Origin of the sequence: Mesorhizobium sp. L2C066B000 (assembly GCF_000502335.1) — a bacterium.
Classification (GTDB): domain Bacteria; phylum Pseudomonadota; class Alphaproteobacteria; order Rhizobiales; family Rhizobiaceae; genus Mesorhizobium.
This window is the reverse complement of the sequence record NZ_AYWZ01000001.1, coordinates 460,858-475,645: the sequence shown is the minus strand read 5'-3', so window position 1 is coordinate 475,645 and position 14,788 is coordinate 460,858. Positions and strand designations below refer to the sequence as shown.

Annotated in this window: 13 protein-coding genes and 2 pseudogenes; all 15 read right to left on the bottom strand. The window is 59.5% G+C overall.

All coding sequences use genetic code 11. The annotated features are described in order from the left end of the window. Positions 1-191: 191 nt before the first annotated feature. Entirely contained in the window at positions 192-1,799 is a 1,608-nt protein-coding gene (locus tag X733_RS1000000167030) for a response regulator (RefSeq protein WP_023817351.1), read from the bottom strand. Continuing rightward, complete coding sequence (locus X733_RS27330) at positions 1,768-2,163, bottom strand: Hpt domain-containing protein (RefSeq protein WP_023817350.1); 396 nt, start codon at positions 2,161-2,163, stop codon at positions 1,768-1,770. The genes X733_RS1000000167030 and X733_RS27330 overlap by 32 nt, the downstream gene beginning before the upstream one ends. 17 nt (positions 2,164-2,180) lie before the next feature. Continuing rightward, positions 2,181-6,032, bottom strand: coding sequence for a GAF domain-containing protein (locus tag X733_RS1000000167025; RefSeq protein WP_196813679.1), 3,852 nt, complete (start codon positions 6,030-6,032; stop codon positions 2,181-2,183). A gap of 273 nt (positions 6,033-6,305) precedes the next feature. After that, positions 6,306-7,718 carry a hypothetical protein gene (locus tag X733_RS163555; protein ID WP_155924129.1) on the bottom strand — a complete coding sequence of 471 codons (1,413 nt, stop codon included), beginning with the start codon at positions 7,716-7,718 and terminating at the stop codon, positions 6,306-6,308. Beyond that, entirely contained in the window at positions 7,708-8,331 is a 624-nt protein-coding gene (locus X733_RS163560; RefSeq protein ID WP_031192969.1) for a hypothetical protein, read from the bottom strand. The genes X733_RS163555 and X733_RS163560 overlap by 11 nt, the downstream gene beginning before the upstream one ends. A gap of 2 nt (positions 8,332-8,333) precedes the next feature. Continuing rightward, positions 8,334-8,912, bottom strand: a complete 579-nt coding sequence (locus X733_RS01000000165765; RefSeq protein WP_155924128.1) for a hypothetical protein — start codon at positions 8,910-8,912, stop codon at positions 8,334-8,336. Between the two features lie 106 nt (positions 8,913-9,018). Then, on the bottom strand, positions 9,019-9,558 hold the full coding sequence (locus X733_RS163565) for an AraC family transcriptional regulator (protein ID WP_245274370.1): 540 nt from the start codon (positions 9,556-9,558) through the stop codon (positions 9,019-9,021). Positions 9,559-9,811: 253 nt separating this feature from the next. After that, positions 9,812-10,087 (bottom strand): hypothetical protein, encoded by a 276-nt coding sequence (locus tag X733_RS163570; RefSeq protein WP_245274369.1) that lies wholly within the window; start codon positions 10,085-10,087, stop codon positions 9,812-9,814. A 243-nt stretch (positions 10,088-10,330) separates the two neighbouring features. Then, positions 10,331-11,104 carry a lytic transglycosylase domain-containing protein gene (locus X733_RS163575; protein WP_023817343.1) on the bottom strand — a complete coding sequence of 258 codons (774 nt, stop codon included), beginning with the start codon at positions 11,102-11,104 and terminating at the stop codon, positions 10,331-10,333. Between the two features lie 3 nt (positions 11,105-11,107). Beyond that, positions 11,108-11,443, bottom strand: coding sequence for a DUF736 domain-containing protein (locus X733_RS163580; RefSeq protein WP_023715504.1), 336 nt, complete (start codon positions 11,441-11,443; stop codon positions 11,108-11,110). Positions 11,444-11,512: 69 nt separating this feature from the next. After that, a complete protein-coding gene (locus tag X733_RS163585; protein WP_023817342.1) occupies positions 11,513-12,058 on the bottom strand; it encodes a S26 family signal peptidase in 546 nt (181 codons plus the stop codon). Further along, positions 12,055-12,576, bottom strand: a complete 522-nt coding sequence (locus X733_RS163590) for a DUF2840 domain-containing protein (protein ID WP_023817341.1) — start codon at positions 12,574-12,576, stop codon at positions 12,055-12,057. The genes X733_RS163585 and X733_RS163590 overlap by 4 nt, the downstream gene beginning before the upstream one ends. Positions 12,577-12,811: 235 nt before the next feature. Further along, positions 12,812-13,967 (bottom strand): annotated as a pseudogene (locus X733_RS01000000165760) (replication initiator protein A). A 17-nt stretch (positions 13,968-13,984) separates the two neighbouring features. Further along, a complete protein-coding gene (locus tag X733_RS163595) occupies positions 13,985-14,266 on the bottom strand; it encodes a helix-turn-helix domain-containing protein (protein WP_023715499.1) in 282 nt (93 codons plus the stop codon). A 140-nt stretch (positions 14,267-14,406) separates the two neighbouring features. Further along, positions 14,407-14,718: pseudogene (locus tag X733_RS0133825) on the bottom strand (DUF2285 domain-containing protein); the annotation flags it as partial. Between the last annotated feature and the right edge of the window lie 70 nt (positions 14,719-14,788).

Below are 14,788 nucleotides of genomic sequence, written 5' to 3'. Positions count from 1 at the left end.
CGGGCATCCCTCAAGGTTAGCCGACGTTCGATCGCAAAGCCAACCGTGTGAATTTCCGACCCCTCTTTGCCACTCGAGGCACTCAGGCACATTCCTGGAGCCGGTCAAGTAATCTTGCCCAGAACGACTATTTGGAGTGTCAAGCGGACGATGTGCGGTGATCGAGCTAATACCGTTGCGGCTCCGATCCTTCATTTCGAAGGTAAAGGCAGCAGATCAAGCCGCGGCACAAATTCCTCCAGTGAGTCATCAAGCAACGGGGGTTCTTCCTCAGCCTCCTGCTTGGGCTCGACCATCAGAAGACCGATGATGACCAGTGCCAGCGAGGCCCATGTGACAACTGGTATTGCCTCTCCAAGTAACAGCATACTCCAGCCTATGCCGGCTGCTGTTCCAGCATAGGCGTTCTGGCTTGCGAAAACAGCACCGGTGCTGGAGATCAACTGAATGAAAAGCAGCATCGCCAAATTGCCAGCGGCAGCCATCAGCAAGACGATGACGCCAAGCCGACCGGCCACTAGATCAAATGGCATGAAGTCCTGATAAAAAGCGGCAAGTGGGATCAGCATAAAAACCGAGACAACGAGCGTGATGCCGAACAGGGCAACGTTATTGATGTTGGCAGGCTTAGACTCTGATAGATAGATATCCTCGACCGCGTAAGTGACGGGAATCACAAGAGCAATGACAAGCCACACCCACCCGGTGGCCATTTGTCCGGGCTCTCCGTAGAGGAGGATGATGAAGATGCCGGCGAGACCCAATCCAAGTCCTAAAAAGCGCTTCACATTTGGGGCTTCGGTCCGCATCAGAGCGGCGAATAAGAAGACAGCAAATCCCTCGAGCACGATGACAATGGAGACGATAGAAGCTGGGAGCTTGCTTGCCACCCAATAGACGAGGACCTGGTTGATCACCGAACTAATGAATGCAAAACCAAGGATGAACTTGTAATCCGCCCACGTGAGATCCTTGAGGCTCGGCATTGTCCGTCGCTTCAGACAAATCCCGATGCAGACGACAGCTCCGATAGTGTCAATTAGGATTGCCAATCCGACCGGATGGGCCTCAACGAGCGAAGCCATCTTTGAAAGTGGCACGACAATGCCCCACAACCCACCACATGCCAGCAGCAGCAGAGCGCCACGAAACGTGCGAATATTCTGTCGCATCTTTCGCTCTCGCTCATAGACCTTCTGGGCCATTGTCGCGAACACGGTGGCAAGCTTGCCGAGACCATCCCTGCGGCTTGCCACATCGCGGATGCCAAGCTTTGAAGGATTGAATCGTCCGGTCTCCAAGCTGGCGGCCGCCCTGGTCAGCTTGGCCACCTGCCGCAGGTATTCCGTCTCAACGTCGCGGAGCCTTTTTTTCTCGATGCAGGTTGCAACACGTGCCTTGAGTAGAGCGAGTTCAAAGTCCTTTGGCAGAAAGTCTTCCGCGCCAAGCTCAATGGCGCTTATCACGCTGCTCATTTCTTCATCGAGCGCCGAAATGACGATCACTGGCAGATCGCGAGTGGCTCGCGAAGACTTGAGCGCCTTGAGCACCTCGAAACCATCCATTTCCGGCATGACTATATCAAGGAGTACGAGGTCAAAGGAATTCTGGGCAACCTGTTCGAGCGCCAGTTTGCCGCTTGCGACAGCTGTTGTTTCATGGCCCAGAGTTTGGATCGCTTTGCTGAGTTTCAGGCGCACTGTGCCTGAATCATCGACTATCAGGACGCGCGCACCCTCTGGTGGGCGAGCCTCAGCTGCGCGAGCCTCAGGTGGTTGAGTCTCCGATACTACGCTCATTCAATTGTCCCCCTCGTTTCAGATCGGCAAGGCGCAAGCTGAGATCTTGCTTCGCCGTATCACACTCCCCCGCAATGAGTTTCACCTCCGTCGCGGCCTCGCTGGGCAGACCGTCGCGGCAGGATTTTTCCATCGCCTCGCAAAGCGCGGAAAGTTGGTTGGCGCCGAAGTCCCGCGCGCTCGATTTCAGCGTATGTGCTGCGCGGCCAAGGCCTGAACGGTCGCCGGACTCCGCAGCCTGGCGCATCTGCTCGACGAGCAACGGGGATTCATCCAGAAAACTCTCAATGAGCTCCGCCAGAGATTCTTGATCCCCACCTATGAGATCAAGGAGCTTGTCGAGAGCTTCCTGTGCCACAGCCATGACCAGACCTTTTGTCGTCAGTTGTGCTTGGGAGCGCGTTTCAGAGAGGCGACCAACTCCTCCACGCGCAGCGGCTTGCTCAGATAGTCATCCATCCCGGCTTCCAGGTACCGCTCTCGGTCTCCGGCCATCGCATTGGCGGTAAGTGCCACGATGAAGGGCTGCAGCGAATCCCCCGAGCCTGATGCGCGGATCAACCTTGTGGCTTCAAGCCCGTCCATGTCCGGCATCTCAATGTCCATCAGGATGACATCGTGTTGTCCCTCGGCGAATGACGAAATCGCCGTCTCTCCATCGACCGCCAAGTCTGCCTTGTAGCCAAGCCGTTCGAGCACCTTGGAGCCAATCTTCCGATTGGTGATGTTGTCATCAACCAGCAGGATCCGTAACGGCAATTTCGCGGCCATCTCAGTATCTAGGGACGGCCCCTTGGGCTGGTCACGCTTGGCCGAACGCGATGGAGCCTCGGCAAAGACCGACATGAAAGCATTGAGGAGCGGCGAGGGCTTGATCGGCTTAGGAAGCATCGCCGCAAATTTGATGCTCTCGATAGCCGCCTTGTTTTTCTCATCAAGAGGGACAAGGGAACTCAGCAATATCAGTGGAAGGTCACCCCTTTGACCAAGCCGACGCAATCGTTTGGCCAGTTCTATGCCGTCCATCTCTGGCATGTTCATGTCGAGCACGACGGCGTCATAATTTTCGCCACTGGAAATCCTGCGCAATGCGTCAAGGGGCGATTCGGTTGTGTGTGGAACCATGGCCCAGGATTGGGCTTGCAGAGACAGGATGCGCCGGTTGGTTGCGTTGTCGTCAACGATCAGCAACCGCTTGCCTGCGAGTTCAACTTTGGCCACAGACATTTGCGCCTGCCTGGGAGCAGGCGCGGCGGAAGTGCGGATGGTAAAGAAGAATGTCGTGCCCGACCCTTCTACACTTTCCACCCATACCTCCCCGCCCATCAGTTCTGCCAGGCGTTTGCTGATCGCCAACCCTAGTCCAGTTCCGCCGTAGCGCCGCGTCGTCGAGGCATCGACCTGGCTGAAAGATTTGAACAATCGATCCAATCGGTCCTCTGGAACACCGATGCCGGTATCGCGTACTGCAAACTTCAGGGTGGACAAGCCCTCTTCGCTTCCGCGGTGGGCTGTCCGCGCGCCCTCAGCTGCAGGCGGAACTTTCGTGACCGATAGTACAATTTCACCTCGTTCGGTGAATTTCACTGCGTTGTTGAGGAAATTGAGCAAAATCTGCCGCAGTCTGGTGCTGTCTGCGACAATTCCGTCGGGAGTACCGGGCTCCACCACGTAAGCCAGGTCGAGCCCCTTCTCTGCGGCCTTGGAGGCTATCAGGTCAATTGCGCTCTCAAGGCATTCCCGGAGTTCGAAGGGACTTGGATCGAGCTCTAGCTTGCCGGCCTCAACCTTGGAGAAATCGAGTATGTCGTTGATAATCGTTAGCAGTGCTTCGCCGCTATTGCAGATCGTCTCGCTAATCTCGCGTTGTTCGGCATCCAGGTTTGTACCAAGCAACAAGTTGCTCATTCCGATCACGCCATTCATTGGCGTGCGAATTTCGTGGCTCATCGTCGCCAGAAAAGAACTCTTCGCCTCATTTGCAGCTTCGGCCGCCTCCTTTGCCTGCTGCAGCGCCAGGGACAGCTGTTTGAGCTCAGTGAAGAGCTGCGCGTTGTGCAGGGCGGCACCGGCGTTGGCGGCGATGGTAGACAGCAAGCGCAGCGACTCATCAGTGAATATGCCCTCCTGCGTAGTGCTCTGCACACTAATCACCCCCACAGTCCCTTTGGCTGTCTTGATCGGAACGCCGAGATAGGACAGCGCATCCTTGCCGACGGGGGTAGCCCCGATCTGGGCGCTGCGCTCGTTCACATCCTGGTTGATGAGCAGCGGCTCGCCAGTCTCAATGATCTTGCTTGTCAGACCTTCACCGAGTGTGATCGTGGTGGAGGTTTCGCCAAACTGATAAGGGAAATGGATTAGCTTGGTTTCCGGGTCGAGCAGAGCGACGTAGACGATATCGGCATCAAAGATTTCTTGCATCTGGTTGCCGATCAACTGGATCGTGCTGTCAAGTTCCGATTCCGCTATGAGCGCCTGACTGACCGTTCCAATGGCGGCAAGTTCAGCAGCCCGGGCCTCGGTCACTCTTAGCAGACGCTGTGTTTCGTTAAATAGGCGGGCGTTAGCGATGGCGACCCCCATGTTGGAGGCGACCGTCTGCAGAAGGCGTACGTCATTTTCATCAAAGGCATTCTCCTGGTAGCTTTGTACACTGATAACCCCCAGCGTTCTTTCACCAGACTTGATGGGCACACCAATGTAAGATGCGGTCCTGTCCTTTTCGTCTGGAAAGAACGCGCCAAGTTCTTTTCCTCTCTCGAGAGTCGTGAAGATTAACGGTTGCCCTGTATCTATGATTTTGGACGCTACGCCCACGCCGAACGGGAATGGGTCAATAACTCTATATTGCCTGAAGTATGCATAAGGCACATGGATTAGGCCGGACTGGCTGTCATGCAGCAAAATTTCACTAACCTCGGTCCCGAAGGCCTCCCGCACCTTGTCGCCGACGAGGCGAATAACCGTGTCCAGATCCAGTGACTGCGTCATGGCCTCGCCGACGTTATTGAGAATGGCCAATTCTGCTGCGCGGTCCTCTGTTACTTGCAGCAGGCGCCGCGTCTCGGTGAAGAGCCTCGCCTTTTCAACTGCAATTGACGTCGCATTGCCGATCGTGGTGAGCAGGTTCACGTCGGATTCATTGAAGGCGTGCTCGCGATCAAGGTTTTGCAGCGAGATGACGCCCTTCGCCCGTCCTTCGATGATCATCGGTACGAACAGGATCGACTTCGCCGCCTCACCCTGCAGCACGTGCGGGTTGCCGTATTTCTCGGTCGCGGTGACGAGACCCTCATTGATCAGCAATGGTTGCCCCGTCTCCATGACATGCTTCCGAAAACCAACGAGCGGGATCGGTTCATCGGGGAAGCGAACGCTTCGCTCGATCGCATACGGGAAATGCAGAAGGTTGTCGTCCGGGTTGAAAAGTCCGATATCCACTACCTGGGCATCGAAAATCTCATGGATCTTGTCGCCAATCTGGTCATATATTGCCTGCATTTGCACATCGGAGACGAGCACTTCCTGAACGCCATTCACGAAGGCCAGTTCAGCGTTGCGGGCCTCCATCATTTTCAGCAGGCGCTGGGTCTCGTCAAACAGGTGTGCGTTAGCGATGGCAACGCCCATGCCGGATGACAGCCCCTGCAACAGACGCACATGATCTTCATTAAATGCGTTCTGCTGATAGCTCTGCACGCTGACAACGCCCAGAATTCTGTCTCCGGCGATGATCGGCACACCTAGGTAGGACTCGGTCTCGTCCTCCTCTGTAGGGGTAAGAGCGCCCAACTCATCCGCCCGATCGCCTGAGCCGATAAGGAGCGGTTTGCCAGACAATATGACTCTGGAGGTCAACCCTTCGCCCATGGCAAATGGTGCAGGCTCTTGATGGTCCTTGGAAAAGGCGTACGGTACTGTGATCAGATTAGACGACTCGTCGCGCAACAGTATTTCCGTAACATCTGCACCGAATATTTCGCGCACCTTATCGCCGACGATACGGGTCACTGTCTTGACATTCAACGTCTTCGCCATTGCTTCGCCGACGCTGTTGAGGATCGCGAGTTCTTTTGCCCGGTCCTCGGTGAGGTCGAGCAGACGCTTGTTGTCGACGGAAAGTCGGCTGAGTTCGGTTGCCGCAGATGCTTTGGCGATTTCCAACTCGGCAATGTACCGGTTCGCAGATTCGAGCCGACCAGCGAGGTCGGTTTCGACTGAACACTGCATGTCGGCGTTCTCCCCCAACGACATTCCGCTCAGAGTTTGAGCGGCACCCTTGCCGAACTGCCCCTCGCTTATTAGCAGACAATGTTACATGCCAAGTGCGTGATTGACAGTACCTTGCCCGCGTCTTCTATGCAGCAGTGACGACCCTCCAAGTCGTCGCGAGAAATGTCCGCTCTTGTAGCGGTCAAGCTGCCACGAGTGACCGAAAATGGGCGCGAAGCAGCCATTCGCAACCGGCGCACACAGCCAGTTGCTGGAAGCGCATAACACATTTCAGGAAAAGGCCCATTCCTCATCGGCCGGCGCAATCAGCCCGTTCCGCAGTCGGCTGTGAAGTTCATTCCACGACGGGTCTGTCACGAAGCCTTTCATGCTTCCACAAGCCTCGGCGAAGGAAATGTCGCCCAAACGGCCGATGAGATCACTCATCGCGCCGTTCCTGCCCTTCAGGAATACCTCGAGCGGATCATCATCACACTCAATTACCCGATGTCCCCAAGCACCCGGTACGTCGTCGCTTGCGAGAGCCTGCTGAAGATCTTCATCCACGCCTGTGGCCTCGAGCGCCCGGGAGACGACATAGCGCATCAGGGGGTAATAGATCGGCTGATAGCTGCCTCCAAGCGCGCGCACGCCGGGCAGGATCGACAAAACCAGAAACATCAGCAGGAGATTCGGGACAAGGCTGCGATTTGCCAGCCGCTCAAGGATATCGGGGGCTGTGAAGCACGCCACCTTCATACCGGTCGCGGGATCGATGAGTTCTCCGGCGACCAGACGCAGCGGAAGGCGTTTGCCATTTTCATAGAACCAGAAGAAATCGGTACCGCGCGCGAGCCAGCCACTCCAGGGGCCGGACGCGATCGCGTCGAGGCCGGCAAGGATATTGGAGGCGAACTTCGGGTCTTCCAGCAGTCTCATGTGTAGCCAGGAATTTTCGTCCGACAGATGGTCGGCCACCAGGTCGGCGATGTCCTCGTCGTCGATCTGCAGGAAGGAAAAGTGGCCTCCGAACATTTTTGGCCAAAGCGTAAGATTGGCTGCCTTGATGGCATGCGCGGGCCGCTCGAATTGCGTCTTCGGCAGAAGGGCACGAAGCAGCGTGAGCGCGTCGCCCCCAGTGTTTGGTTCCGTCGGTAACAACTCGAACTTATAGGGTCCCCGCCCGGCTAGCAGGCTGTACCCGATCATCCGGCTTCGGCTCAGGCCAAAGACGTTGACCGGCTTCCCGTCAACGGTGAGCCAGCCTGGCCCCTTGCGTGGCTTTTCGACGAGATTCACCGTCGAAACGGCGTAGGAAACGTAGGTCGAACACCCGTGCGCCGAGAGACCAAGGAGGCTGAAGATATGCGTGTAATAGGCTTCTGGCTCCATGAGGAGAAACAAATGAGGGCCTGTCTGCAACACGCGGCGCCTTTCGAAATCCCTGCAGATTTCTGAGGCGGTATCGGCAGACAACCCGTTTCGTGTCGCTGCCTTCCTGATGATGTCGAGTAGTTTGGTGAAGGCTCGGAGCCGGATTTCTGGCATGGGAACCGAAGCCGGCGCCGTAAACAGGCGAAACGCATAATCGCGGATCGGCCGGGAATGGTATGGGCTCATCCAGGGGTAGAGTGCCGTCAGCGACCCCAGGACTGCCTGTTTCGCATCTACGCCTGCTGTTAGCTCTTCCACCTCACGTTTCACCTTTTTCTCGTGTCTGAATTACACCCACGCTCAAACACAAAATACTGACGAGGAGCGCCACGCCAAAGCTCAAGAAAATCGTCGAAGGAAATGCTCGATCTCCGACAGCGGCGGCGATGCCGAAGATGAGTAACCCGAGCACCACGGCCACACTATGCATAATGCCTTTGGCCCGGCCCAAAAGATAAATGGATACATGCGACTGCAATGTGACTTCAACGCTGACGCGTCCAAGATTGTATAGAAATCCGAGCGCGACAAAAAGGATCACTGTCCAGGGCGTGGGCAGAGATGCCAGCGCCATGAGTACCAGCGCCGTTAAGCCCAAAAGCATGAGATGCCGCACGTGGGTACTCATCGCTCTTTCAATCCGGAATAGAGAGACCGCACCGATCAGTGAGCCCGCCGACCATGCAGCCTCAAGGTAGCCGAAATCCGCGGCAGTACCCTTCTGCTCCTGGAAGACGAAGCTAGATCCCATGACGCTGACAAGCACCGCGCTTGTGTAGAGAAGCGCGTAGACGCCGATGAGACGACGCAGGCTTGGATCTAATTGTGCTGCCGAGATTTTGGCGAAGCGGACATCACGCGAAACCGGTTGCAGCCGCATCAAGGCTAGGCAGCCCGATGAAAACAAAAAAAGGCAGCAATAACGGTGAATGGCAGGACTGGGGAGCGATCATGCAGCAAAGGCCCTGCAAGCAAAGCTGCGCCGAGATTGCCGACCTGCATGACGAAGAAGACGGCGGAATTCGAGGCTACAAGATCGCGGCCGTCAGCTATCACGGGGATCATTGATTGAGAGCTTGTAAGCGCGACACGGTCGCAAAACGAAAAGAGGGCCGCTGACAGACAGATAATCACAAACACGTCCATGTAGAGGAGCGCGCAAGCGGTAGCCAGCATAACGAGAAAGCGGCTGAGGTCTGCCGCAACGTTCAAGCACCGCCTGTCAAATCGATCCGCCGCTACGCCGGCCAAAGGGCTCGCGATGAATTCGACAACGCTGACGATCGCAAGGAACGTCGCCACGCCGGCAGTTCCGTGTCCTCGCTCGACGAGAATCCAGGCGGATGCGATGTAGTAGCCGTTTCGGGCAACGGCCGCCGATAGCGTGCTGGCCAGGAATCCGAGGCAGGGACTGGACCGGCCGGCCCGTCCTTTGCCATGATGAACTCGAACCAGGTTTGACATGAGCGGCGTATCCGAGCTGACCGCCGATGGATACCTTCTTCCGCCAAGCCTGCTTTACTGTGATGTTGGGGTTTTCCGATACTTGCTAAGAACGACAAGCGGCGACCTAGATTCGCCACTTACGACGAAATTCCGTCGGGCCCGCACCGAAAGCCCGCTTAAAGGCGGTCGCGAAATGGCTGGAGCTGCCGAAACCACATTCCATCGCGATTTCCGTCGCCGACAGATTGGTCGATCGCAGCATGTCCGCGGACTGCTCCAACCGTCGCTGCGCAATGAATGCGTGCGGCGTCATGCCTGTCGACTGCTTGAAGGCCCTCCAGAAATGGAACCGGCTAACCCCAATTTCTTTTGCCAGATCGGCCAGCGTAGGTCTGCCGTCCGACAACGTCTCGATCATGTCCACTGCCCGCTTGAGATCGAACGATGACAAACCGCCTTTTGCCGGCTCCTGATGGACGCCGTTCAACCTTAACATTTGGCCGAGCAATTGCGTGGCCTGGCACTCCACCATGGTTGCGCTGATGGGGTCAGGCTGCTTGAGCTCCAAAGCAATCCTCTGCAACGCCAACTCTGCAGTGCCGTCCCGAAACCCGATCGACGGCGGCAGCACTGCCGGGCGATGGCGAGCCGTTCCCGCAAACACATCGTCGGCGAACTCTTTTGCAATCGAGACCAGGAGGTAGGAAGCGGTCGCGTCCCCCTCGTCCCACCCATGCCACACCGCGCGGCGAAAGCACCGCCATCCACCTCCCCGGCCCCCGGCCCGAACAGCCTTGCCTTCTCCCCGTCCCGGGTGACGCCCTCTCGGCCCAGATAGGTGAGATGGGCGGCAAGCGGCGCTGCGCGCGCGACCGCACGGCAGCCTAAAGTCCAAAACACCAATCAGCCGCCTCGGCCTAACCGAGGACAACCTGTCGAGGCTCCACAACTAGCCGTGTCTTGATGATCACAGCTCGCGAGCGGCTGGTGAGGAGACGATTGGCACGCACACTCGCCGAGCGGCCACGCCCGAAGGTCGAGCGATTGCCCGAACTGATCCGGCCGGTGCGAGAGATGCAGGCGCCGGCCTTCTGGGCGGCGGCAAGCGCCTGCGCGATGAAGGGCCTGGCGCGCTGGGCACTGGGCGAGCGGATGCGGCCGGGCCGGATGCGGAAACCATCCTCGTCAGTCATCGTGAAGATCCGCACATCGTCTCAAGGCACCGAAATCACAGGTGAAACGGTGTTCCGGCGAGGTGCGCCACTTGTTCGCACCTCGCGGAAATGCCACATAACCTCTTGAAACAACACAACCGGTCGACGCCGCACCTCGCGGCCTTTTATCTCGCCATCTTCCGGTTGTTCTGCACATCTTCCGCCTCCATCCACGCCACGGTGCGCTGGGGCTCGCGGTTGCGCGAAGAGGCCCATACACGCTCATGGCTGGATCCCTTCGCCGGCTCGCGCCACGAAGAGGCCTTCGGACAGCGGCACGATGGCGGAGACATCGCGCACCGTGGGTGCGGAACTCGCGTCATTTGGTGGTCGCTCGGTTGGCACCCGAGCGACAGCTTGTTTGCGATCCGGCTGACCGACGAAGAGCGAGCCGTGCTTCCAGGGAATGGCCTCGACAGACGTAACGGCGAAAGGGCGGATGGTTGCGCGACCTCCGACAAGCCGAGCAAGTGCTGCGACATAGGCGCGGGTCTCGGCCGGTAACGGACGCCCAGTGAGGTAGGCCTGGTAGCGTGCAGGTCCCGCATTGTAGGCGGCCAGGAACCCGGGCGAGCCGAAGCGATCGTGCAGTTCGCGAAGATACGCCGTTCCAGCCAGGATGTTGTCCCGGGGATCGAATGGATCGCGGCCAAGCGACCAGCGGGCGCGCAGATAGTCCCATGTACGGGGCATGATCTGCATCAAGCCGCGGGCGCCTGCGCTGGACACGGCGCGCACAGCCCCCGCACTTTCCTTGCGCATGATGGCGCGTATCAACGCGGTCGGAACGCCGAAGCGGCGCGAGGCTTCTGCGATATGCGCGCCGAACGGATCGCGTTGCGACGATCGTGTGAGAGGTGTTTCCTGCGCCAAGGTCGCCGCCGGCATGACGGTCGCAACGGACAGGCCGCAAAGGAGGAGCAAAGCCATGCGCCGGGCAGCGCGAAGCGGCCCGGGCGCGCCGCGATGGCTCGTCGACGGACGGCGAGCGCGCATCGGTCAATCCTTCTCGCTACGGTCGCGCGGGCGCGCCCAGTGCAGCGACCAGGACGTCTTGTCGTCGCCATTGCGAAAGAGGTTGGCGCGTATCGGCTGCGCGAAGGTCGGGTCGTCGAGCTGGATCGAGACATAGTCTCCGGCCTTTTCGCTGGAGCGTTTCCAGCCGGCGCCGATCTCGGGGCCGTCCTCGCTTGCGGCGTGAACGCGGTAGTCAGGCGCATTCTCCGTTTCGCTCGCCTCTGCCGCCACAATGGCGATATCCAGGTTGAGACTGAGCGTGTGGATGCGCCCGCGATAGCCAGTCTTCTGGCGCGTGAATTCCCCGATCTGTTGCATGTCTGGCTCCTGTTTTCAGTTGTGCGGTGATGAAGACTGGCGCCACGACGCGCGCCGCTGGTCGCGCGCTCACCGCGTTGGCGCGCGCCATTCGAAGCGGCCGTTGCCGTCCTCGTCTGTCCACAGCGGAACGGCGCGGCCGATGATCCGTCTGGTGGAGAGGAGGCCGAAGTAGCGGCCGTCGAAGCTGTCGCGGACATGCCGGTTCATCAGGAAGACTTCGCCGCTCGCGATGCGGCGGCAACCCTGCCAGACCGGCAGGTCACGACCGGCCCGGTCACGCGTCAACGCCATCCCCGCCTCGTTTCCATCGACCGTGATGGTGAGGTTCGAGCGACAGACCCGTTGCCCCGATACGCCAAGGATGCGCTTCAGGAGTGGCACGCCCCTCGGCAGATAGCCGCGATCGGCGAGGAACGCCGCGAGCGGCTCGGGCGCGTCGACGGCCACAAGATCGGTGACCTCGAAGGGTCCGTCGAAGTCGATCGTGTAGAAGCCGATCGGTGCGCTGGCTGACGCATTCCAGATGAGCTTCGCGGGCATCGAAGTGAGGCCGGGATAACCGACGCCCATGGCTGCGATAACGCTGGCTAAGATGATCCCGGCGCGCGTCACGGCTCGGTCCTCTTGCGCAGCAGGAAGGCACGATGTTGGTCGAGTGTGTAGCTGCGCGGCGCATGGCCGGCGGTTATCCGGTTGTGGATGTGCCGCCAATGATCAGGCGACACCGACTCAGGCTCGATGCCGAGGCGCTGGATGGCGTCGATCGCCTGCAGCACGCGTTCGACCTTGGGCCAGCTCTCGACCTTCAGCAGGATGTCGCCGCCGGGTCGCACGAAGGGCAGCGTCTGATAGGCTTCGCCAGACGCGACCGCACGCACGATGTCGATGCGTGAGATGATCGTTCCGAAGTCGTTCGCGGCCCACCGCACGAAGGCGAAGACCGCGCCGGGACGATAGGACAGGATGCGCCGGCGACGATCGACAATCTGTTCGTGGGCGTGCGTGCCGAACCGTATCCAGTTCTCGATCCTCTTCTCGACCCAGGTCAGTTCGACATGAACGAGTTCGTCGCGAGCGTGGTGCATGGCCGGGAACGCGTCGCGCATGCGGGGAGCCGCGGTGCCAGTCATTTCGGTTCTCCTGATGCGGTGGGAAATGCGCGCGCGAGCCTCGCGGGCAGCGTGTTGGCGACGAGGACGTCGTGCTCGAAAGCGGCGATGCGTGCGCGCTCCTGAGTCGTCATGTCGGTGGTCGGGCGCACGACGAAGGTCGCGAACTGATTTCCCTTTCAGGTCAATTCACCGGCGAGAAGCAGCGTCAAAGTTGCCTTGCCGACACGGCTCTTTCGATTAAGGAGTGCGGCGATCATCGGGTGGCTCCCGAGCGCGGATCAAGAGGCGGATTCGGGGCTTCGGAGACGCTGGTTGCCGTGCTGCTGCCGTCAGAAACCGATGGCGCATTCGAGGTCTTGTCGGTGTCTATGCTGAGTGCGCTGGCTCGCCGGACGAGCCTCTGCACATCGCGCGCACGCACTTCAAGGTTAGATTCTGGGTTAGAGTCTAAGTTAAGGGCGCGATTTCGGCTTTGCTTTCCAAGGGTTAGGCCCCGTTTCGGTTCCTGATAGCACGAGCCTGCGGTTCCCGATGGCACGATAGGTCCGGTTCCCGATAGCACGATGCCGCCCACAGGCTTTCCACAGGAGCCGATCCGCGAAAGCGAGCAGAACCCGGCCGCCCATCTCCACTTCGAGGAAGAGCGTGTAGCCGGGCAGCGGCTGGCGGCGGATGATGTCGCGCAACTCGAAGGCAAAGCGCTTGTAGGGCGACAGGCTGCCGGATTTTTGGTGAAGGTGGCGGAAGTCGAAGCGCCAGCCATCGCGCTGGCGTCCGCCATGCTTGCGCACCAGCCGATAGAGCCAGCGATCCAGCCCGCCAGTGAGGTCGAAATAGGCGCGATCAATCGTCAGCACGAGCGCGTCATCGAGGACTGCCTGGTAGAACCAGTCGGGGACGATCAGTTCGATCCCCGCGGGTTTGCCATGGCGGTCGATGCGCTCCTGCCACTCATTTATCCATGAGAAGCGGTGACGCCGGCCTTCGGCGGGCTGACGAATCGTCGTCGAGACGGTGGTCGACTGCAGCCGGTCAAGCCCCGCCTTCAAGCGCTGATAGTCGCGCAGGCTCTTGCCCCGGCCCACGAACATGAGGATCTCATAGGGCGTGGCGGCCATCAACCGCGAGGTGCGAAGGCCGGCGTCGCGCGCCTCGACGATCTGGCTCGCGGCCCAGATCAGGATGTCGGCGTCCCAGATGGTCGCCATCCCATGATCGGGTACGGCTTCGACCCGGATCGTGACGTTGCCCGCGGCAAAATCGATCGGGGTGACGCGATGGGTCTTGGAAAGGGAGAAGAACGGGTAGGCCATGAGATCCTGCGCGTCTCGTGGGGCGAAGTCGCCAGGCAGCGCCCGGAACAGGTCGAGTTGCCCGCGCTCCGAAAGGGATTGGTTTCGCGAAACCATTTGAAATCCGCGCGCGGTCAGCGTGCGTATCGTCCGCCATGCGCCGGCGGCGTCGGTGTGTGACGCTTGGCCGGCATGACCGATCCACGCGGGTCGGATGTAGAGGTAACAGCGCCGCGTTCGGCCCAAGCCTGAAGATCGTCGACGGCATAGACGACACGGCCGCCGAGCTTGCGGTAGGAAGGACCAGTGCCATAGGTACGGTGCTTTTCGAGCGTGCGGGCGGACAGGCTGAGGAAATCCGCGGCTTCCTTGGTGCGCAGGAAGCGCGGCGGCAAAACGGCGATATCGGGTCGCATGGGTCGGACCTCCGTGGGGTTTTGGGCAGCCGCTGGCGTTCAGCGGTGGACGGCGACCACGGTTGCGGAGAATGGGCTTCGCAAGGGAGGGGAAGTTGAGGGAGGCTAAAATCCCACCCCCTCGTTCGGGGCGAGAACCGCTACGGTCGACGGCGATGACGCAGGATCTGCAAATAGCCGCCGCCGATCATGGCGGTCGCGCCTTCGACCAGGCCGATCACCGCGTCGCGCAACGCCGAGGTCTTCCAAGGATCGGCGGCGATGCGCTTTTGTCCATAGAACGCAACCGCAATGTCGCGGTAGCTCGCGCCGTTCGCACGGCCGTCAGCGGCCTGCATCATCAGACGAAACCGGCGGCGCTGCTGTGGGGTCATCCGCGTGTCCGAAGGTGTGGGGCGCCCCTGCAAGGAACGCCAGAAACGGGTAAGTGCTTCGATCCGTCCCAAGGTTTCACCACCAGGACCCCAATAATCAGCCAGACGGCGCTCTTGGCGTCCATTTAGACCCTCAACTGTCGGTTCC

Coding starts and splice junctions, on each gene's coding strand:
- X733_RS1000000167030 (WP_023817351.1), bottom strand. CDS start 1,799: ATGAGCGTAGTATCGGAGACTCAACCACCTGAGGCTCGCGCAGCTGAG.
- X733_RS27330 (WP_023817350.1), bottom strand. CDS start 2,163: ATGGCTGTGGCACAGGAAGCTCTCGACAAGCTCCTTGATCTCATAGGT.
- X733_RS1000000167025 (WP_196813679.1), bottom strand. CDS start 6,032: ATGCAGTGTTCAGTCGAAACCGACCTCGCTGGTCGGCTCGAATCTGCG.
- X733_RS01000000165765 (WP_155924128.1), bottom strand. CDS start 8,912: ATGTCAAACCTGGTTCGAGTTCATCATGGCAAAGGACGGGCCGGCCGG.
- X733_RS163570 (WP_245274369.1), bottom strand. CDS start 10,087: ATGACTGACGAGGATGGTTTCCGCATCCGGCCCGGCCGCATCCGCTCG.
- X733_RS163575 (WP_023817343.1), bottom strand. CDS start 11,104: ATGCGCGCTCGCCGTCCGTCGACGAGCCATCGCGGCGCGCCCGGGCCG.
- X733_RS163580 (WP_023715504.1), bottom strand. CDS start 11,443: ATGCAACAGATCGGGGAATTCACGCGCCAGAAGACTGGCTATCGCGGG.
- X733_RS163590 (WP_023817341.1), bottom strand. CDS start 12,576: ATGACTGGCACCGCGGCTCCCCGCATGCGCGACGCGTTCCCGGCCATG.
- X733_RS163595 (WP_023715499.1), bottom strand. CDS start 14,266: ATGCGACCCGATATCGCCGTTTTGCCGCCGCGCTTCCTGCGCACCAAG.